Genomic DNA, 18,611 nt, shown 5'->3' with positions numbered 1-18,611 from the left:
GCGCTAACCTATGTACGCGGTGATCAAAACCGGCGGCAAGCAGTACCGGGTTCAAGCCGGCGACCTGCTGGTTGTCGAAAAGCTCGAAGGTGAACCCGGCGCTGCCGTGGCCTTCGGTGAAGTCCTGATGCTTGGCGAAGGCGAGGCCGTGACGGTCGGCGCCCCTACCGTGGACGGCGCTGTCGTCTCCGGGACCCTGCTCGAAACCCGCAAGGGTGAGAAGGTGAAGATCTTCAAGAAGATCCGTCGCCAGGGCTATCGCCGCACCCGCGGTCACCGCCAATTCGAATCCGTCGTGCGCGTCACGTCGGTCGTCGGCGCTGGCCTGGAAGCCAAGTGGGAAGGCGCTATCGACCTGACCCCGAAGGTGATCCTGAACGCTCGCGCTCGTGGCCTCGGCGACGCCGCCGTTCCGGCGACGATCCCGACCGCTTCGGAAGCTGCTCCGGCCGCTCCGAAGAAGGCCGCCAAGGCTCCGAAGGCTGCTGACGCCGCCGTCGAGCCGGCCGCCGAAGCCGCCCCGAAGAAGAAGGCCGCCCCTAAGAAGGCCGCCGCCACCACGGAGGAAGGCGAAGCCTAAGGGCGACGCCTTCTAAAGGTAGGAGAGCAAGATGGCTCACAAGAAATCAGGCGGCTCGTCCAGCAACGGTCGCGACTCAGAGTCGAAGCGCCTTGGCGTGAAGAAGTTCGGCGGCGAGAAGGTTCTCGCTGGCAACATCCTCGTGCGTCAACGCGGTACGAAGTTCTATCCGGGCGCCAACGTCGGCATCGGCAAGGACCACACCCTCTTTGCCCTCGTGCAAGGCGCTGTGGGCTTCGTGACCAAGAAGCATGACCGCACGTACGTGACGGTGACTCCGGCCGCTCAACCGGCCGAGTAAGCACGAACCAGAGTTCATTCGGGTCGTGCTTCTTACTCAGAAGACGATCCGGACAGACGATCTCTAGCGGGGAGTCCGGAACGCCGGGCTCCCCGCTTTTGTTTTGTCTCGCCGCCATCCTGAACGAGCTTTGCCATGGCGGCGTCACGGTTCCCGAGCAAGAGGAGCCGGAAACTCTGGGAGGCGCCGATGTGCGTCATCGAAGAAAGACCCGTCATCGACACCCAGCGGCTGACGCTGCGCGTGCCGGCCAAGGCCGACGTCGAGCGCGTGGCGGCCTTCTGCGTCGATCGTGACGTCGCGCGCATGACCACGCGCATGCCCTCGCCCTATACCCGCGATCACGCCGAGGATTTCGTGGCCCGCTGCGGCACGCAGGATCGCTCGCGCGACAACACCTTCGCCATCGCGCTGGAGGGCGAAGGCCTGATCGGGGTGGTCGGGCTGTTCACGACCGCCGAGGGCCAGGTCGAGCTGGGCTACTGGATCGGCCGGCCCTACTGGGGCCAAGGCTATGCGACCGAGGCGACCCGAGGCGCGCTGAGCTGGGCGCGCGAACGCTGGAAGAAGCGCTACGTCACCGCCGGCCACTTCGCCGACAACGACGCTTCCGGCCGCGTGCTGGTCAAGGCCGGCTTCCTGTACACCGGCGTCGTCGAGCACAAGCCGTCGATCGCCCGCGGCGAACCGGCGGCGACGCGAATGATGGTGTGGTTGGCCTGAACCGGGCTTAAGCCGCCCGGTGCGTGTGGATCACCTTCTGCGGACCTTCGCGGAAGCGCTTTTCGGCGACGACGATCCGCTCGCACAGGGCGTCCAGATCGCTCAGCAGCGAGTACGTGGCGTAGATGGGGATCTCCATCAGCGCGACCTGCGCTCGCGGCATGAACTCGGTGTACTTCTTCCAGGACACGTGGCCGTCACGGGCGGCCATGGCCCGCTGGCCCAGCGGGTTCCACAGGTCCAGGTCCATCAGCTCGTCGCGGCACTGCTTCATGACCGGCAGGGCGATGTAGAGGAACAGGAAGGTCGGGGTGGCGGCGCGGCCAAACTGCGGCTGCACCTGCAGGTGCCAGATGCGATAGGCCTCGAAGAAGCCGGCCTTGCGGGCCGGATCCGGCGGCAGCCAGGTGGCCTGGTCATTGATCAGCTCGTTGACGACGGCCGAACGCTTGACCAGTTCATCGGCGCTGGTGCCGGCCGGCATGGTCTTGGACAAGGCCGCGACCGGAATGGCCAGCTTCTTGGCGACGTCGGTGAAGGCCACGTGCTTGCCGGCCATCGGCGTGAACTGGCCAAACGACGGCGCGTTCGGGGCGCTGGCGCGCTTGGTGGCGGCGGCCTGGTGCATCAGCAGCTGTTCTTCACGCTGCTTTTCCGCGCGCAGGCGGTCGAATTCGATCTCGTGAGCGGCCTGTTCCTCGGCGGTCATCCAGCGGGCTCGGCCCGGACCGTAGGTGCGCTCGTAGCGATTCAGCAGGACCAGGGTGTGCTCGCTGGACGGCTTGACCCCGACCTCGGCGACGAACGTCTTGAAGTCGCGCCACTGCGGCGCGATGCCCGTTCCCCGCGCGATCAACATGTTGCGGTGGACCGAGGCCTCGGCGCTATACTTACGGTGAAGCTCCTGCGTCGACAAATCGCGCAGATCCCCCGCCAGTATCGCCTTGCTGTCTTCTGCCGTAGCCAAGGTCAGCCTCCCACTCCGTCGAGAGAAACGACGGTTACGCTGCCAAGACACTTTGTCGCACTCTGTGTTTTAACATTTCGTCACGACGACGAACAGCGGTCACGCTTTTATTCGCGGCCAAGCGTCACAGTTCGAAAGATCGGTGTGCTTGCCGTAACGTAAGGATGTGAGGCCGTTTTGGCTCGACGCGCGGGACGCCTTGGGACTAAAGAGCGCCATGAAATTCTTGGACCAATGCAAGATCTACATCCGCTCGGGTAACGGCGGCGGCGGGTCGGTGTCGTTCCGCCGCGAGAAGTACATCGAGTACGGCGGCCCGGACGGCGGCGACGGCGGTCGCGGCGGCGACGTGTGGATCGAGGCCGTCGAAGGCCTTAACACTCTGATCGACTACCGCTACCAGCAGCACTTCAAGGCCGGCACGGGCGTGCACGGCATGGGCCGCGCGCGTCACGGCGCCGCCGGCGACGACGTGCTGCTGAAGGTTCCGGTGGGCACCGAGATCCTCGAAGAGGACAAGGAAACCCTGATCGCCGACCTGGACCACGCGGGCGCGCGCCTGCTGCTGGCCAAGGGCGGCAACGGCGGCTGGGGCAACCTGCACTTCAAGGGCCCCGTGAACCAGGCGCCGAAATACGCCAATCCCGGCCAGGAAGGCGAAGAACGCTGGATCTGGATGCGGCTGAAGCTGATCGCCGACGTCGGCCTGGTCGGCCTGCCCAATGCGGGCAAGTCGACCTTCCTGGCCGCCGCCAGCGCCGCCAAGCCCAAGATCGCCGACTATCCCTTCACCACCCTGACCCCGAACCTGGGCGTCGTGGACCTGTCCAGCAGCGAGCGTTTCGTGCTGGCCGACATCCCCGGCTTGATCGAGGGCGCGTCGGAAGGCGCGGGCCTCGGCACCCGCTTCCTGGGCCACGTCGAGCGCTCGGCGGTGCTGATCCACCTGGTCGACGCCACGCAGGACGACATCGCCGGCGCCTGGACCACGATCCGGGGCGAGCTGGAAGCCTATGGCGACGAGCTGGCCGACAAGTCCGAGATCCTGGCGCTGAACAAGATCGACGCCCTGGACGAAGAGACCCTCGCCGAAAAGATCGCCGAGCTGGAAGCCGTGGCCGGCGTCAAGCCGCGCCTGGTGTCGGGCGTCTCGGGCCAGGGCGTCACCGAACTGCTGCGCGCGGCCTATCGCCAGGTGCGCATCCGTCGCGGCGACCTCGAGGAAGAGATCGCCGAGGACGAGGACCACATCGACGAGACCCCCGGGGGCTGGACGCCGTGAGCCAGGCCGCCGGGGCGTTTGGTAACGCCCGCCGTATCGTCTTCAAGGTCGGTTCGGCCTTGCTGGTCGACGCCGAGACGGGCCGCGCCAATCGCGCCTGGCTGGAGGCCTTCTGCGCCGACGCCGCAGCCCTGCGTGACGCCGGCAAGCAGGTGCTGGTGGTCTCGTCGGGCGCCGTCGCCCTGGGCCGCCGTCGCCTGGGCCTGGTCGGCCGCAAGACCACCCTGCCGGAAAAGCAGGCCGCCGCGGCCGCCGGTCAGAGCCTCTTGATGCATGCCTGGGAAGAGGCGTTTGAGCCGCACGGCGTCGGCGTCGCCCAGATCCTGCTGACCCGCGACGACACCGAGATGCGCCGCCGCTGGCTGAACGCCCGCGCCACCACCGAGACCCTGATGGGTCTGGGCGTGGTGCCGGTCGTCAACGAGAACGACACGGTCGTCACCGAAGAGATCCGCTACGGCGACAACGACCGCCTGGCCGCCCGCGTGGCCCAGATGGCCGGCGCCGACTTGCTGGTGCTGCTATCGGACATCGACGGCCTCTATACCGCCGATCCGCGCAAGAACCCCAACGCCCAGCACATCCCGCTGGTCAGCGAAATCACCGCCGAGATCGCCGGCATGGCCGAAGGCGCCAATGCCGCGGCCGGGGTCGGCACCGGCGGCATGGCCACCAAGATCGCCGCCGCCCGCATCGCCCGCGCCGCCGGCTGCGCCACCCTGATCACCCTGGGCTCGCGCCCGCGTCCGCTGGCCGCCATCGCCGACGGCGAGAAGGCCACGCTGATCGAGGCCAACGCCTCGCCCGCCGCCGCCTACAAGGCCTGGATCGCCGGCTCGCTGGCCCCGCAGGGCTGGGTGACGGTCGACGCCGGCGCCGCCAAGGCGCTCGCGTCCGGCAAAAGCCTGCTGTCGGCCGGTGTGCGCGCCATCGAGGGGCCGTTCGAGAAGGGCGACGCCGTCCGCGTCCGCGACGAGACCGGCCGCGAAGTCGCTCGAGGCCTCGTCCGCTACGACAGCGGCGACGCCCACCGCATCGCCGGCCTGCGCTCCGACGCCATCGAGGCCGAGCTGGGCTTCACCGAAGGCCCGATGATCCACGCCGACGACCTGGCCGTCGCGACCTAGTTCGAGAGTATCCATGGCCTACCGTTCCTTGCGCGAATTCATCGACGTCCTGGAAGCCAAGGGCGAGCTGGTGCGCGTCACCGAGCCGGTCTCCAGCGTGCTGGAAATGACCGAGATCCAGACCCGCCTGCTGGCCACCGGCGGCCCGGCCGTGTTGTTCGAGCATGTGCTGCTGCCCGACGGCTCGCGCTCGTCAATGCCGGCCCTGGCCAACCTGTTCGGCACGGTCAAGCGCGTGGCCATGGGCGTGACGCTCGGTGGCGAACCGCGCGAGACGGCGGGCGAGCTGCGCGAGGTCGGCGAGCTGCTGGCCTTCCTGCGCCAACCCCAGCCGCCCAAGGGCCTGAAAGACGCCCTCGACATGCTGCCCCTGGCCAAGACGGTCATGAGCATGCGCCCCGGAACGGTGAAGAAGGCGCCGGTGCAAGAAGTCGTGCTCACAGGCGACGACATCGACCTCACCAAGCTGCCGGTCCAGACCTGCTGGCCGGGCGAGCCCGCGCCGCTGATCACCTGGCCGCTGGTCGTCACCAAGGGTCCCGGCAAGGACCGCGAAGACGACTTCAACCTCGGCATCTACCGCATGCAGGTCCTCGGTAAGGACAAGTGCATCATGCGCTGGCTGGCCCACCGCGGCGGGGCCCAGCACTACGCCCGCCACAAGAAGGCCGGCAACAAGGATCCCCTGCCCGCCTGCGCCGTGCTGGGGGCCGATCCCGGCACCATCCTGGCGGCCGTGACGCCAGTGCCCGACACCCTGTCGGAATACCAGTTCGCCGGCCTGCTGCGCGGGGCCAAGGTCGACCTGGTGCCCGCCAAGACCGTGCCGCTGATGGTCCCGGCCCATGCCGAGATCGTCATCGAGGGCCACGTCCTGCTCGACGAGTTCGAGGACGAGGGTCCGTACGGCGACCACACCGGCTACTACAACAGCGTCGAGAAGTTCCCGGTCTTCCAGGTGACGGCGATCACCATGCGCAAGGACCCGATCTATCTCACCACCTTCACCGGCCGGCCGCCGGACGAGCCCTCGGTGCTGGGCGAGGCGCTGAACGAGGTGTTCATTCCGCTGATCCGTCAGCAGTTCCCCGAGATCGTCGACTTCTGGCTGCCGCCCGAGGGCTGCAGCTACCGCATCGCCGTGGTGTCGATGAAGAAGGCCTATCCCGGCCACGCCAAGCGCGTGATGCTGGGCGTCTGGAGCTATCTGCGCCAGTTCATGTACACCAAGTGGGTGATCGTCGTGGACCACGACATCAACGCCCGCGACTGGAAGGACGTGATGTGGGCGATCAGCACCAAGATGGATCCCGCCCGGGACATCACGGTGATCGAGCATACCCCCATCGACTATCTGGACTTCGCCAGCCCCGAGAGCGGCCTCGGCTCCAAGATCGGCCTCGACGCCACCGACAAGTGGCCGCCCGAGACCAAGCGCGAATGGGGCGAGGAGATCCGCATGGATCAATCGGTGGTGGAAGCCGTCACCGAAAAGTGGGCGCGGCTGGGTTTGCCGGGCGACGGAACGCCGATCTGGAAGTAGCGTCGCCTGAGTCGGCGCTCGGGGGAGCGTCGGTTCCGGGGGCCTGATGGACGCGATCGAGATCTACTTCGGCGCCTATGGCGCGCTGCTGGCGCTGGCGATCGCGAAGCTCATGTCGTCTGCGGTGCGGATCGTCCGGAAACGGTCGGACGTACGCGTGGGCCTGCTCACGCCCCTGTTGATGCAGCTGATCCTGCTGGACCTGTGCAGCCTCATCAACAGCGCCTCGCGACTGATGGGGCTGGCCGACCTGAGCCTCAAGTTGGTGGCCGTCAGCGTCTCGGCCGCCGGGCTCTACTACATGATCGCGGCCCTGGCGGCGCCGGACGATTTCGCCGAATGGCCCGATCTCAACGCCTATTACGACCAGCACAAGCGCATCCTGATCGGCGGCCTTCTGGCCGGCAGCCTGCTGGGGTTCGAGGTCACCACCGCGCTGGTCAAGGGCTTCACCGAGACCCTGCACACCCGCTGGATGGGCCTGCATGTCACGCTGTTCCTGGCCTTCTACCTGCTGATGGTCGCGCTGTTGGTCGTCCGAAACCGCATTGCCAATCTGGTCATGCTCTCGGTGTTGAACGCGATCTTCCTGGTGGTGATGCTGACCTTCTAGGCGCCCCCTTGCCAGGGACGCGCGGAACGGCGACGACAGCGGCATGCGCCGCTCGCTGATCATCGCCTCCGCCCTGCTTGCCCTGGGAGCCCCCGCCATGTCGCAGACCCCGTCGTCCAAGGCTCCCTGGGACCAAGCCTTCCTGCCGCCCGCCCCGCACTGGCAGGGCGCCAGCCAGGCCCTGATCCGCGACAAGTCCGATCCGTGGGTGACGCCGTTCGAGGCCGACGCCGACCACGACTTCTCGCCGACCTATGTCGACACCCGCGCCTGGTTCGACCGGCTGGACAAGGCGTCCAAGCTGATCCGGGTCGAGGACTTCGGCGTCTCGCCGCAGGGCCGCGAGATCTTCGCCGTCATCGCCTCCAAGGACGGCGACAAGCTGGATCCGAAGAAGCCCCTGCTGCTGGTCCAGTGCGGCATCCACCCCGGCGAGATCGACGGCAAGGACGCCGGCATGATGCTGCTGCGGGACATGGCGTTCCACGGCAAGGACAAGCTGCTCGACAAGGTCAATCTGGTCCTGATCCCGATCCTGTCGGTCGACGGCCACGAGCGCTCGGGCCCCTATTCGCGCCCCAACCAGCGCGGGCCGCGCATCCAGGGCTGGCGCAACACCGCCACCAACCAGAACCTCAACCGCGACTTCATGAAGCTGGACCAGCCGGAGATGCAGGCCCTGAAGCGCCTGCAGGCCAAGTATCGGGCCGATCTCTATGTCGACGTCCACGTGACCGACGGCATGGATTACCAGTACGACGTCACCTACGGCTTCAACGGCGAGAACGGCGTGTGGAACCGCTCGCCGGCCATCGCCAAGTGGCTGGACGACGTTCTCAAGCCGACCATGAACAAGAACCTGGAGGCCGAGGGCCACATTCCGGGCGAGCTGGTATTCGGCATCGACGAGCACAATCCCAAGGCCGGTTTCAACGACGGCGGCCTCGGCGAGCGCTTCTCGAACGGCTGGGGCGCAGCGGCTCACGTCCCGACCATCCTGATCGAGAACCATAGCTTGAAGCCCCACGCCCAGCGCGTGCTCGGCACCTATGTCTTCATCGAGACGGCCCTGAAGCTCTTGGCCGACAAGGGCGGCGACCTGCGCGGCGCCATCGCGTCCGACAGCGCCCTGCGTCCCACCGAGGTGCTGGCCAACTTCGTCGGCGACGACAAGCCGGCCTATATGCGCGACTTCAAGGGCATCAAGTACGAAACCTACGACAGCCCCGCCTCGGGCCGGAAGGAAGTGCGCTGGCTGGGCGAGGCCGATCCGGAGATCTGGAAGACGCCCTTCTACGGCTCGCACTCGACGCTCAGCCTCAAGCGCCCCGTCGCCTACTATGTGCCGAGCTACCGCGCCGACCTGATCGAGCGGCTGAAGTTGCACGGCGTGACGCTGGAGACCCTGCCGGCCGACAAGAGCGTCCAGGTCGAGATGATCCGCCTGGTCGACCCCAAGCTGGCGACCCGCGCCAACGAGGGCCACGTCCAGATCAGCGTCGACAAGGTCACGACCGAGAGCCGCGCCTGGACCTTCCCCAAGGGCTCGGTGCGCGTGCCGACCGATCAGCCGTTGGGCGATCTGATCGTGCTGCTGCTGGAGCCGCAGTCCAGCGAGAGCTTCTTCGCCTGGGGCATGGTCCCGGAGGTGCTCAGCCGGGTCGAATATATCGAACCCTACGCCATCGCCCCGCTGGCCGAGAAGATGCTGGCCGCCGATCCGGCGCTGAAGGCCGAGTTCGAGGCCAAGCTGGCCGCCGAGCCCAAGTTCGCCGCCGATCCCGACGCGCGCCTGGCCTGGTTCTACAAGCGCACGCCCTTCTACGACGACCATCATCTGCTCTACCCGATCGCCCGCGAAATCGCGCGATAGGCGGGTCGGCTTGCCGACCGTGGTCGGAAAGTCTCATATAGCGCCCACGCTCGGGGGCGGGCGGCGTACTAGGGTTTGAGTGAATGGATACGATTGCTTCGGGTCACGCGGCCGCGCTTTGGGCCGGCCTGCACCTGTTCCTGCTGCTGATCCTGTCGTTGCTGGTGGTGCGTCTGCGCCAGAAGCACAAGGTGGCGCTGGGCGACGAAGGCATCCCGGAGCTGGCCCGCGCCATCCGCGCCTTCGGCAACGCCACGGAATATGTCCCGACCGGCGTCGCGTCGCTGGCCGTGCTGGCCGTGGCCGGCGCCTCGCCGCTGACGGTCCATGTCGTCGGCTTGGTGCTGTTCGCCGGCCGCGCGATCCACGCCTTCGGCCTGTCCACCAACGGCGGCGCGTCGATCGGCCGTTCGATCGGCATGGTCGCCACCTGGCTCGCCTACATCTTCGCGGGGGTCGCGCTGCTGCTGTCGGCCATCGGGTAGCGCTTGCCGGCCTAGGCCGGCCTCGTCCATAAGACCGACATGGACGATAATCTGCTGCATGACGTGGTCGCCGCCGCGCGCAAGGCCGGGGCCGACGCGGCCGAAGCTGTCTTCGCCGAGCGCCAATCCCTCTCGGTCTCGGTTCGCCTGGGCGAGCTGGAAGAGGTCGAGCGCGAAGAGGCCCGCGACCTGGGCCTGCGCGTCTTCATCGGCCAGCGCAGCGCCACGGTCTCCGGCTCCGACGTCTCGGCCGAGGCTCGCGCCAAGCTGATCGAGCGCGCCGTGGCCATGGCCCGCCTGGCCCCGGAAGATCCTTACGCCAGCCTGGCCCAGCACGATCGCCTGGCCAAGGGTCCCTACCCAGACCTCGACCTGATCGACTCCTATGAGCCCTCGGCCGAAGCCCTGGAGACCCAGGCCCGGATCGCCGAGGCGCACGCCCGCGAGGTCCAGGGCGTCACCAATACCGACGGCGGCTCGGCCAGCTGGAGTTCGTCCAGCTGGTCGCTGGTCACCACCGCCGGCTTCCACGGCACGCACGCGGCCACCGGCCACTCGGTGTCGGCCTCGGCCATCGCCGGCGAGGGCGCGGGCATGGAGCGCGGCGGCGAAGGCCGCTCGACCCGCCACTTCGGCGACCTGCCGGCCGCCGGCGACATCGGCATGGAGGCCGGCCGCCAGGCTGTGGCGCGCCTCAACCCACGCAAGATCGCCTCGACCACCGCCCCGGTGATCTTCGAGAACCGCCTGGCCATGAGCCTGATCGGCCCGCTGCTGGGCGCGATCTCGGGTCCGTCGATCGCCCGCGGGACTTCGTTCCTGAAGGACAAGCTAGGCCAACAGATCTTCGCCCAGGGCGTCAACCTGACCGAGGACCCGCACCGGGTGCGCGGCCTGGGCTCGGCCCCGTTCGACGACGAGGGTGTGGCCACGCAAGTCCGCAGCCTGATCGACGACGGCGTGCTGACCACCTGGCTGCTCAACACCAGTTCGGCCAAGCAGCTGGGCCTGGTGACCACCGGCCACGCCTCGCGCGGCCTGGCGGGTCCCTCGGGCGTCTCGACCCATAACCTGACGCTCCAGCCGGGCGCCCAGGACCTGGCGGGCCTGATGAAGGACGCGGGCACGGGCCTCTTGGTCACCTCGATGTTCGGCCCCTCGCTGAACGGCAATACCGGCGACTGGTCGGTGGGCTGCTCGGGCGTCTGGTTCGAGAACGGCGAAAGCACCGGCCCGGTCACCGAGATCACCGTCGCCGGCAACCTGATCGACATCTATGCCCGCCTGATCCCCGGCTCGGACCTGGAATTCCGGGGCGCCAGCAACAGTCCGTCGATCCTGGTCGACGCCCTGGCGATCGCGGGCAAATGAACGACCTGGACCTGATCCTTCAAGCCGCCAAGGAAGCCGGCGAGCTGGCGCTCTCGGCCCGTGAGAGCGGCTTGAAGATCTGGTCCAAGGAGGGCGGCTCGCCGGTCACCGACGCCGACCTGGCCGTCGACACCCTGCTGAAGACCGAGTTGACCGCCGAGCGGCCCGACTATGGCTGGCTGTCGGAGGAGACCGCCGACGACCCGGCCCGCCTGACCACCCGCCGGCAGTTCGTCGTCGACCCGATCGACGGCACCGTGGCCTTCATGAAGAACAAGCCGTGGTTCGCGGTCTCGATCGCGGTCGTGGAGAATGGCCAGCCGATCGCCAGCGTCGTCCACGCTCCGGCACTGAACGAGACCTACGCCGCCACCATCGATGGTCCGGCGACGCTGAACGGCCAGCCCATCGCCCCCAGCGCCACGAACGAGCTCTTCGGCGCGGCGATGCTGGGCGACGCCAAGATGTTCGCCCACCCGGCCTGGCGCGAGCCCTGGCCGGAAATGCGCATCGAGAGCCGCAACTCCATCGCCTATCGCATGTGCCTGGTGGCCGCAGGGACCTTCGACGCCGCTGTGGCCCTATCGCCCAAGAGCGAGTGGGACCTGGCCGCCGCCGACCTCATCTGCCGCCGCGCCGGCGCCTGGCTCAGCGACCACAAAGGTCGCGATTTCGCCTATAATCGCCCCGTTCCGCTGGTTCCGAGCCTGGTTTGCGCAAATCGGACGCTGGCGCCATTGATCCTGTCACGCGTCGGGCATATCGAGCTGCCATAAACATAATTCCTCGCAGGAACATGCTTCAAATGGTCGATAAGCAGCTTCTTCATATCGTGGTCGGTGGCGAACTGAAGGATGTCGCCGGGATCGAATTCCGGGATCTGTCCAAGGTCGAGTTCGTCGGCGCCTATCCCAGCTACGAAGACGCCCACAAGGCCTGGAAGGCCAAGGCCCAGGCGACGGTGGACAACGCGCATGCGCGCTACTTCATCATCCACGCGCACAAGCTGCTGGATCCGAGCGAAGGCTAAAGATCCTCCCCCGCAAGCGGGGGAGGTGGCCCAGAGGGCCGGAGGGGGCTAACGCGGCATATGTCCAGCTCGCCCCCTCAGTCGCTTCGCGACAGCTCCCCCGTATCACGGGGGAGCATCTAGTCGGCCTACTCCCGCCGCAGGATCTTATCCGTCAGCACCTTCCCCAGCATGTTCGCCCGGAAGGTCTTCTTCATCTCGACGGGATTGTAGTCGTCGCTCTCGACCCACTCGCTGAACGTCAGCCCCTTGGGTTCGCCGACCTCCAGATATTGCTCGAACACGTAGTCCAGCACGCCGGTATTGCCGTGCTTGATGTGCAGGTAGCGCGGCGACAGCTGCTCCACCGCCTCGCGGATCGGCAGGCCCAGGCGGTAGTGGGCATAGAACACGCTCATGATCCCGGCCCGGTCCGCGCCCGACTTGCAGTGCATCAGGGCCGGATATTCGATCGTCTCGAACAGCTCCTTCGCGCCCCGCACCCGCTCGCGGATCGGCACCTCTCGCGAGGTAATCGTGAAGTCGACGAAATTCAGGCCCAGGCGCTCGCAGGCGTCCTTCTCCAGCGCGTAGAAGCTGCCGTCGAACCCGCCGCGCAGGTTCACGATCGTCTTGATGCCGCGCTTCTTCCACCAGGCCAGCTGGAACGGCCAGGGCTGGTTGGCGCGGACCATCTCGGGGCTGATCCAGTGGGCGTTCGAGAAACCCAGCCGCAGATAGGCGTGGTCGTTCCACAGATAGTGGAGATAGGTCTTGAACCGGCCCCAGGGCGTGACGAGGTCGAACTTGGCCAAGAGGGCGCGATCCTTCGGAAATTCCGCGCCTAGGTAAGGGCAAGCCGCTCGAAAGGCAAAACCCGCCCTCATGGCGTCGCTTTTCCGCGTAAGTGCGTCCCGCAAGTCATTGACAGTCCTCGCACGAAATCCGACCCCTCCCGCATGACCTCGCCGGACAACCAGCCCTCGAACCGCGCCCTGATGGGCCGGATGTGGCGCGAGTTCCTGAAGCCCCGCTGGAAGGGCTTCCTGGTCTCGATGATCAGCGCGGTGATCGTCGCCCGCCTGACCGTGATGCTGGGCGAGTATGTCGAGCCGGCCGTCGACAAGCTGATCGCCCATCCCCAGCCCGGCGCCCTGATCTGGGTGCCGCTGACCATCGCGGCCCTGGCCGTGGCGCGCGGGGTGTTCCAGGTCATCCAGGCCAGCCTGATCAACCGCATCGGCAACGGCGTCGTCGGCGACATGCAGACCCGCCTGTTCGGCCGCCTGATCCGCGCCGACCTGGCCCGCCTGCGCGGCGCCCATTCAGGCTCGTACGTCGCCTCGGTGCTCTACGACGCCGGCCTGATCCGCGAGGCGGCGACCACCGGCGTGATCAACTATGTCCGCGAAGCCCTGACCGTCGTCATCACCCTTTGGGCCTTGCTCGGCGCCGACCCGATCCTGGCGGCCGGGGTGCTGATCATCGTGCCGGGCGTCAATGGCGTCATCCGCCACTTCTCCAAGCGCACGACCAAGGCCGCCAAGGGCGCCATGGGCGAGACCTCCAACCTCTCGACGGCGATCATGGAGAGCCTGGACGGGGTCAAGATCGTCAAGATGGAGAACCGCGAGGCCTATGAGGAAGGCCGCGTCGCCGCCGTGGTCGAGCGCCGCCAGCGCCACCTGATCAAGGGCAGCAACGCCCGCGCCATGGCCGCCCCGGCCACCGAGCTCTTCTCACAGCTCGTGATCGCGGCCGTCTTCGCCTATGCCGGCTGGCGCGCTATCACCGGGACGCTGGTCGTCGGCCCCCTGACCCTGCCGCCGATCACGCCCGGCGGCTTCCTGAAGTTCGTGATCCTGCTGGGTATCGCCGCTCAGTCGCTGCGTCAGGTCGCCAACCTGCAGACCGTGTTCGCCGAGGGCCTGACCGCCGCCCGCCGCCTGTTCGAGGCCCTGGACGTGGCCCCGACCATCGTCGACCCCGCCGACGCCAAGGCCCTGCCGGCCAGCGACAGCGCCATCGCCCTCACCAACGTCACCTTCTCGTACGGCGCCGAGATCCCGGCCCTGTCGGACGTGTCGCTCACGGCCAGCAAGGGCGAAACCGTGGCCCTGGTCGGTCCCTCGGGCGGCGGCAAGAGTTCGATCCTGAACCTGATCCCGCGCTTCTACGACGTGAACGGCGGGGCGGTGACCATCGACGGCCACGACGTTCGTTCGGTGACCCTGGCCAGCTTGCGCGATCGCATCGCCCTGGTCACCCAGGAGCCCTTCCTGTTCGACGACAGCATCCGCGCCAACATCGCCTATGCCCGCCCCGGCGCCAGCCAGCTGGAGATCGAAGCCGCCGCGCGTCAGGCCGCCGCCCACGACTTCATCCTGGAGCTGCCCGAGGGCTACGACACCGCCGTCGGCGAGGCCGGCGCGCGCCTGTCGGGCGGTCAGCGCCAGCGCATCGCCATCGCCCGCGCCTTCCTCAAGGACGCCCCGATCCTGCTGCTGGACGAGGCGACAAGCGCCCTGGACACCGAGAGCGAGGCCCAGGTCCAGGCGGCCCTGGAGCGCCTGATGGCCGGCCGCGCGACGATCCTGATCGCTCACCGCCTGTCGACCGTGAAGAACGCCGACCGCATCTACGTCATCGACAAGGGCCGCGTCGTCGAGACCGGAACCCACGCCGAACTGGCCCGCGCCGGCGGCCTCTATAGCCGTCTCGCCAAGGCCCAGGACCTCGATCACGTGCCGGAGTCGCAAGCTTGAGACCGTTGCGTTCGCCGTTCGTGATCTGGCTGCTGTCCTCGATCTTCGCCGGCTATTCCAAGCTGGTGTTCCGCACCCTGCGCATGACCGTCGAGGGCGCGCAGCAGGCCGAACAAGTCTGGGCTCAAGGCCGCGAGACCGGCGCCGGCGCGATCCTGTGTTTCTGGCACTCGCGCATCCCGATGTCGCCGCTCAGCTGGCCGCAGGATCTCAGCCAACGCCAGGACATGCGCGCCCTGATCTCGCGCTCCAACGACGGCGAGTTCATCGCCCGCACGGTCGAGAAGCTGGGCTTCCCGGCCATCCGCGGCTCCTCGGCCAAGAAGACCGACCTGGCCAAGAACAAGCACGGCGAGCAGGCCTTCCGCGACATGGTCAAGTGGGTCAAGGAGGGCGGCGGCGTCGCCATCACCCCCGACGGCCCGCGCGGCCCGGCCGAGCATATGGAGAAGGGCACGCCCTCCCTGGCCCGTGTCACCGGCGCGCCGGTGATCTTCGTCGGCCTGGCCGCCAAGCCCTGCATCCGCCTAGGCTCCTGGGACAACACCATGGTCCCCCTGCCCTTCGCCAAGGCCGCCATGGTCTGGGACGGTCCGACCGGCGCCGGACGCGGCGATGATCCCGATCAGCTGGCCGAGGAATGGGCCGACCGCCTCTCGGCTGTCACCCGCCGCGCCGAACAACTGGTCGAAGATTGATCCGGCCCGCCCTTGGTGGGATGTAGGACCCATGGCTCACGACGCTCACGGACACGACCACAAGCACGACCATGATCACCACGATCATGACCACGCGCACGGTCACGGCCACCACCACGGACACAGCCACGGCCCCGGCGGCCATCACCATCACGCGCCCAAGGACTTCGGCCGCGCCTTCGCGATCGGGGTGGCGCTGAACCTGGGCTTCGTGCTGGTCGAGGCCGGCGCCGGCCTGATCACCCATTCGCTGGCCCTGCTGGCCGACGCCGGCCACAATCTGTCGGACGTTCTGGGCCTGCTGCTGGCCTGGGGCGCGGCCGTGCTGGCCAAGCGCGCCCCCAGCGCCCGCCGCACCTATGGCCTGCGCAAGGGCACCATCCTGGCCTCGCTGGCCAATGCCGCCCTGCTGCTGCTGGCCGTCGGGGCCATCGCCTGGGAGGCCGTCCGCCGCTTCGGCGCGCCCGAGCCCGTCCAGACCGGCCCGGTGATGATCGTCGCCGCCATCGGCATCGCCATCAACACCGCCACGGCCCTGATGTTCATGAAAGGCGCGGAGGACGACCTGAACGTCCGCGGCGCCTTCCTGCACATGGCCGCCGACGCCGCCGTCTCGGCCGGCGTGGTGGTCGCGGCTCTGGCCATGGGCCTCACCAGCTGGCTGTGGATCGACCCCGTGGTCAGCCTCGCCATCGTCGTCGTCATCGTGCTGGGCACCTGGGGCCTGCTGCGCGACTCGCTGGACATGGCCCTGGACGCCGCGCCGCGCGGCATCGATCCGGGCAAGGTCCGCGAGTGGCTGGCGGCCCGTCCGGGCGTCAGCGAGGTCCACGACCTGCACATCTGGGCGATGAGCACGACCGAGACGGCCTTGACCGCTCACGTCGTCCGTCCGCTGGACGGGGACCACGACCAGTTCCTGCACGACGCCTGCGCCGAGCTGGCCAGCCGCTTCAAGATCGGCCACGTGACCATCCAGGTCGAGACCAGCCACGGCGCCCACAACTGCTCGCTGGCCCCCGAAGGCGTCGTGTGATCCGTCCCGGCGCCCTGAACCTCTACCGGGCCGCCACGGGCCTTCTCGAACCCATCGCCCCCGCCCTGCTGGCCGGCCGCGCCCGCGAGGGCAAGGAGGACCCGGCGCGCCTGGCTGAGCGCCTCGCCCGCGCCGAGGTCACGCGTCCCGACGGCCCGCTGGTGTGGCTGCACGGCGCCAGCGTCGGCGAGAGCCTGTCGATCCTGCCGCTGGTCGAGCGCCTGCGGGCCGAGCGGCCGGAGGTCACGGTGCTGGTCACCTCGGGCACCACCACCTCGGCCGCCCTGCTGGCCAAGCGCCTGCCGGCCGGCGCGATCCACCAGTACATCCCGGTCGACGCCCCCGGCGCGGCGCGGCGCTTCATCGGCCGCTGGAAGCCCAGCCTAGCCGTGTTCGTAGAGAGCGAGCTTTGGCCTAACCTCCTGCTGGAGGCCAAGGCCGCCGGAACGCGCCTGGCCCTGGTCTCGGCCAAGCTGTCGGACCGCAGCTTCGCCAGCTGGCAGAGGCGCCCCGACGCCGCTCGCCAGCTGCTGTCCGGCTTCGACCTGATCCTGGCCCAGGACGCCCGCGCTCACGAGCGCATCGAGGCCCTGGGCGGCAAGGTCGCCGGCGAGGCCGACCTGAAGTTCGGCGCAGCGCCACTGCCGACCATGGCCAGCGACGTCAGCTTTGGCCGTCCGCCCCTGCTGATCGCCAGCACCCATCCGGGCGAGGACGAGATCGCCCTGGACGCCATCGCCGCCCTGCCCGATCGCCCGCCGGTCGTCCTGGCCCCGCGCCATGTCGAGCGCGGCCCGGCGATCGTCGAGCTGGCCAAGGCGCGGGGCCTCTCCGCCGTCCTGCGCAGCCAGTCGTCCGACAGCGCCGACATCCTCGTCGCCGACACCCTGGGCGAGATGGGTCTGTGGTTCCGCCTGGCCGGGACCTCGGTCATCGCCGGCAGCCTGGTCCCTGACATCGGCGGCCACAATCCACTGGAGGCCGCGCGGCTGGACTGCCCCACGATCAGCGGCCCGTTCGTCGAGAACTGGGCTTCGGCCTTCGCGGGCCTGGAGGCCGTCGGCGGTATGGTCATGACTTCGCCCGAAGGTCTGCGCGATACGATCGCCGCCGACCTCGCCGATCCCGCCGCTGCCAAGGCCCGCGCCGCCCGCGCTAGAACCTTCGTCGACACCCGCGACGCTGAGGCCCGCGCCGGCCTGTCCCGCATCCTCGAGCTGGTCCCATGAAACTCGGCACGCCGCGCTGGTGGTACGTGAAGAACGGCGGGCCGGCCCCGCTGACCCGCGCCCTCTTGACCCCGCTGTCGTGGATCTGGGCTGACGCCACCCGCCGCCGGATCGCCCGCACCACCCCGGCCATCGTCGGCGCGCCGGTGATCTGCGTCGGCAACGTCACCATGGGCGGCGCGGGCAAAACCCCGATCGTCCGCGAGTTGCTGCTGACCCTGACCAAGCGCGGCGTCAACGCCCACGGCCTGTCGCGCGGCTATGGCGGCAAGCTGAAGGGGCCGACCCAGGTCGACACGTCCCGCCACACCGCCAAGGACGTCGGCGACGAGCCGCTGATGCTGGCCCAGGACTTCCCGATGTGGGTGGCGGTCGACCGCGTGGCCGGAGCCAAGACCGCCACGCGCCGGGGCGCCCAGGCTGTCGTCATGGACGACGGCCACCAGAACCCCAGCATCAAAAAAGCCCTGTCCCTGGTCGTGGTCGACGGCGAGACACGCGGCGGCGAATGGCCGTTCGGCGACGGCCGGGTCTTCCCCGCCGGCCCGATGCGCGAGCCGCTGAAGGTGGGTCTCTCCCGCGCCGACGCAGTGATCGTGCTGCTGCCGGTCGACATGGAGCAGCCCGACTTCGACCTGCTGGTCGAGTTCGGCGACATGCCGGTGCTGGTCGCGCGGCTCGAGGCCGCCGCTCCCGTGCCCAAGGGCCCGCAGGTCGGCTTCGCCGGCATCGGCAAGCCCTGGAAGGTCGAGAAGGCCCTGACCGCCGCCGGCTGCCAGCTGGTCGACTTCGCCCCCTTCCCCGACCACGGCGAATATGACGAAGCCACGCTGAAGATGCTGGCCGATCGCGCCAAGGTCTATGACGCCGGCCTGGTCACCACCGAAAAGGACTGGGTGCGCCTGCCCGCCAAGTGGCGCGAGAAGGTCACGCCGTGGCCCGTCCGCGCCCGCTTCGACGACGAAGCGGCGCTGGCGGAGCTGCTGGCGAAGGTGGGGCTGTAGATACT

At 68.5% G+C, this 18,611-nt stretch carries 19 protein-coding genes; 17 read left to right on the top strand and 2 right to left on the bottom strand.

Annotation, left to right across the window (positions count from 1 at the left end; all coding sequences use genetic code 11):
- Window positions 1-10: 10 nt before the first annotated feature.
- The 3 genes from rplU to AC07NF_RS14750 all read left to right on the top strand — a co-directional run bounded on the left by rplU (window position 11) and on the right by AC07NF_RS14750 (window position 1,604).
- The gene (rplU, locus tag AC07NF_RS14760) at window positions 11-580 is read left to right on the top strand and encodes a 50S ribosomal protein L21 (RefSeq protein WP_492085020.1); all 570 of its coding nucleotides are present in this window, start codon (window positions 11-13) and stop codon (window positions 578-580) included.
- A gap of 31 nt (window positions 581-611) precedes the next feature.
- Complete coding sequence (gene rpmA, locus AC07NF_RS14755; RefSeq protein ID WP_099581738.1) at window positions 612-881, top strand: 50S ribosomal protein L27; 270 nt, start codon at window positions 612-614, stop codon at window positions 879-881.
- 189 nt (window positions 882-1,070) lie between these two features.
- A complete protein-coding gene (locus AC07NF_RS14750) occupies window positions 1,071-1,604 on the top strand; it encodes a GNAT family N-acetyltransferase (RefSeq protein WP_494627001.1) in 534 nt (177 codons plus the stop codon).
- 7 nt (window positions 1,605-1,611) lie between these two features.
- Here AC07NF_RS14750 and AC07NF_RS14745 read toward each other — a convergent pair whose 3' ends face one another.
- Entirely contained in the window at window positions 1,612-2,571 is a 960-nt protein-coding gene (locus AC07NF_RS14745) for a hypothetical protein (RefSeq protein WP_492815640.1), read from the bottom strand.
- A gap of 217 nt (window positions 2,572-2,788) precedes the next feature.
- Between AC07NF_RS14745 and obgE the strand changes: the two genes are divergently transcribed.
- The 9 genes from obgE (at window position 2,789) to AC07NF_RS14700 (ending at window position 11,895) form a co-directional block, all read left to right on the top strand.
- Window positions 2,789-3,853, top strand: a complete 1,065-nt coding sequence (gene obgE / locus AC07NF_RS14740; protein WP_492815641.1) for a GTPase ObgE — start codon at window positions 2,789-2,791, stop codon at window positions 3,851-3,853.
- Window positions 3,850-4,980, top strand: a complete 1,131-nt coding sequence (gene proB, locus AC07NF_RS14735) for a glutamate 5-kinase (protein ID WP_494626998.1) — start codon at window positions 3,850-3,852, stop codon at window positions 4,978-4,980. Before obgE ends, proB begins: the two co-directional genes overlap by 4 nt.
- Before the next feature lie 13 nt (window positions 4,981-4,993).
- The gene (locus AC07NF_RS14730) at window positions 4,994-6,523 is read left to right on the top strand and encodes a UbiD family decarboxylase (RefSeq protein WP_494626995.1); all 1,530 of its coding nucleotides are present in this window, start codon (window positions 4,994-4,996) and stop codon (window positions 6,521-6,523) included.
- Between the two features lie 46 nt (window positions 6,524-6,569).
- A complete protein-coding gene (locus AC07NF_RS14725) occupies window positions 6,570-7,136 on the top strand; it encodes a hypothetical protein (protein ID WP_494626992.1) in 567 nt (188 codons plus the stop codon).
- 43 nt (window positions 7,137-7,179) lie between these two features.
- Window positions 7,180-9,009: a M14 family metallopeptidase gene (locus tag AC07NF_RS14720; RefSeq protein WP_494626990.1), complete on the top strand. Its 1,830-nt coding sequence runs from the start codon at window positions 7,180-7,182 to the stop codon at window positions 9,007-9,009.
- 83 nt (window positions 9,010-9,092) lie between these two features.
- On the top strand, window positions 9,093-9,494 hold the full coding sequence (locus AC07NF_RS14715; RefSeq protein WP_492815646.1) for an MAPEG family protein: 402 nt from the start codon (window positions 9,093-9,095) through the stop codon (window positions 9,492-9,494).
- Window positions 9,495-9,533: 39 nt separating this feature from the next.
- Window positions 9,534-10,865, top strand: coding sequence for a TldD/PmbA family protein (locus tag AC07NF_RS14710; RefSeq protein WP_494626982.1), 1,332 nt, complete (start codon window positions 9,534-9,536; stop codon window positions 10,863-10,865).
- Window positions 10,862-11,641, top strand: coding sequence for a 3'(2'),5'-bisphosphate nucleotidase CysQ (locus AC07NF_RS14705; RefSeq protein WP_494626980.1), 780 nt, complete (start codon window positions 10,862-10,864; stop codon window positions 11,639-11,641). Before AC07NF_RS14710 ends, AC07NF_RS14705 begins: the two co-directional genes overlap by 4 nt.
- 20 nt (window positions 11,642-11,661) lie before the next feature.
- The gene (locus AC07NF_RS14700) at window positions 11,662-11,895 is read left to right on the top strand and encodes a DUF4170 domain-containing protein (protein WP_492102113.1); all 234 of its coding nucleotides are present in this window, start codon (window positions 11,662-11,664) and stop codon (window positions 11,893-11,895) included.
- A 128-nt stretch (window positions 11,896-12,023) separates the two neighbouring features.
- On the opposite strand, the gene AC07NF_RS14695 is transcribed toward AC07NF_RS14700, so the two are convergent.
- Window positions 12,024-12,689, bottom strand: coding sequence for a tyrosine-protein phosphatase (locus tag AC07NF_RS14695; protein ID WP_291871968.1), 666 nt, complete (start codon window positions 12,687-12,689; stop codon window positions 12,024-12,026).
- Window positions 12,690-12,833: 144 nt separating this feature from the next.
- Here AC07NF_RS14695 and AC07NF_RS14690 point away from each other — a divergent pair, with 144 nt between their 5' ends.
- The 5 genes from AC07NF_RS14690 to lpxK are packed head-to-tail and all read left to right on the top strand — an operon-like array spanning window position 12,834 to window position 18,606.
- On the top strand, window positions 12,834-14,639 hold the full coding sequence (locus AC07NF_RS14690; protein ID WP_494626977.1) for an ABC transporter ATP-binding protein: 1,806 nt from the start codon (window positions 12,834-12,836) through the stop codon (window positions 14,637-14,639).
- Entirely contained in the window at window positions 14,636-15,337 is a 702-nt protein-coding gene (locus tag AC07NF_RS14685) for a lysophospholipid acyltransferase family protein (RefSeq protein WP_494626975.1), read from the top strand. The genes AC07NF_RS14690 and AC07NF_RS14685 overlap by 4 nt, the downstream gene beginning before the upstream one ends.
- 31 nt (window positions 15,338-15,368) lie before the next feature.
- Entirely contained in the window at window positions 15,369-16,373 is a 1,005-nt protein-coding gene (locus tag AC07NF_RS14680; RefSeq protein WP_494626973.1) for a cation diffusion facilitator family transporter, read from the top strand.
- Window positions 16,343-17,602, top strand: coding sequence for a 3-deoxy-D-manno-octulosonic acid transferase (locus AC07NF_RS14675; protein ID WP_494627579.1), 1,260 nt, complete (start codon window positions 16,343-16,345; stop codon window positions 17,600-17,602). The genes AC07NF_RS14680 and AC07NF_RS14675 overlap by 31 nt, the downstream gene beginning before the upstream one ends.
- Window positions 17,599-18,606 carry a tetraacyldisaccharide 4'-kinase gene (gene lpxK, locus AC07NF_RS14670; protein WP_494626971.1) on the top strand — a complete coding sequence of 336 codons (1,008 nt, stop codon included), beginning with the start codon at window positions 17,599-17,601 and terminating at the stop codon, window positions 18,604-18,606. Before AC07NF_RS14675 ends, lpxK begins: the two co-directional genes overlap by 4 nt.
- Window positions 18,607-18,611 lie beyond the last annotated feature (5 nt).

The organism is Caulobacter sp. GW821-FHT10A06, from assembly GCF_059415805.1.
Note: the sequence above shows the minus strand (reverse complement) of the source record. Positions and strands in the feature narration are given on the sequence as shown.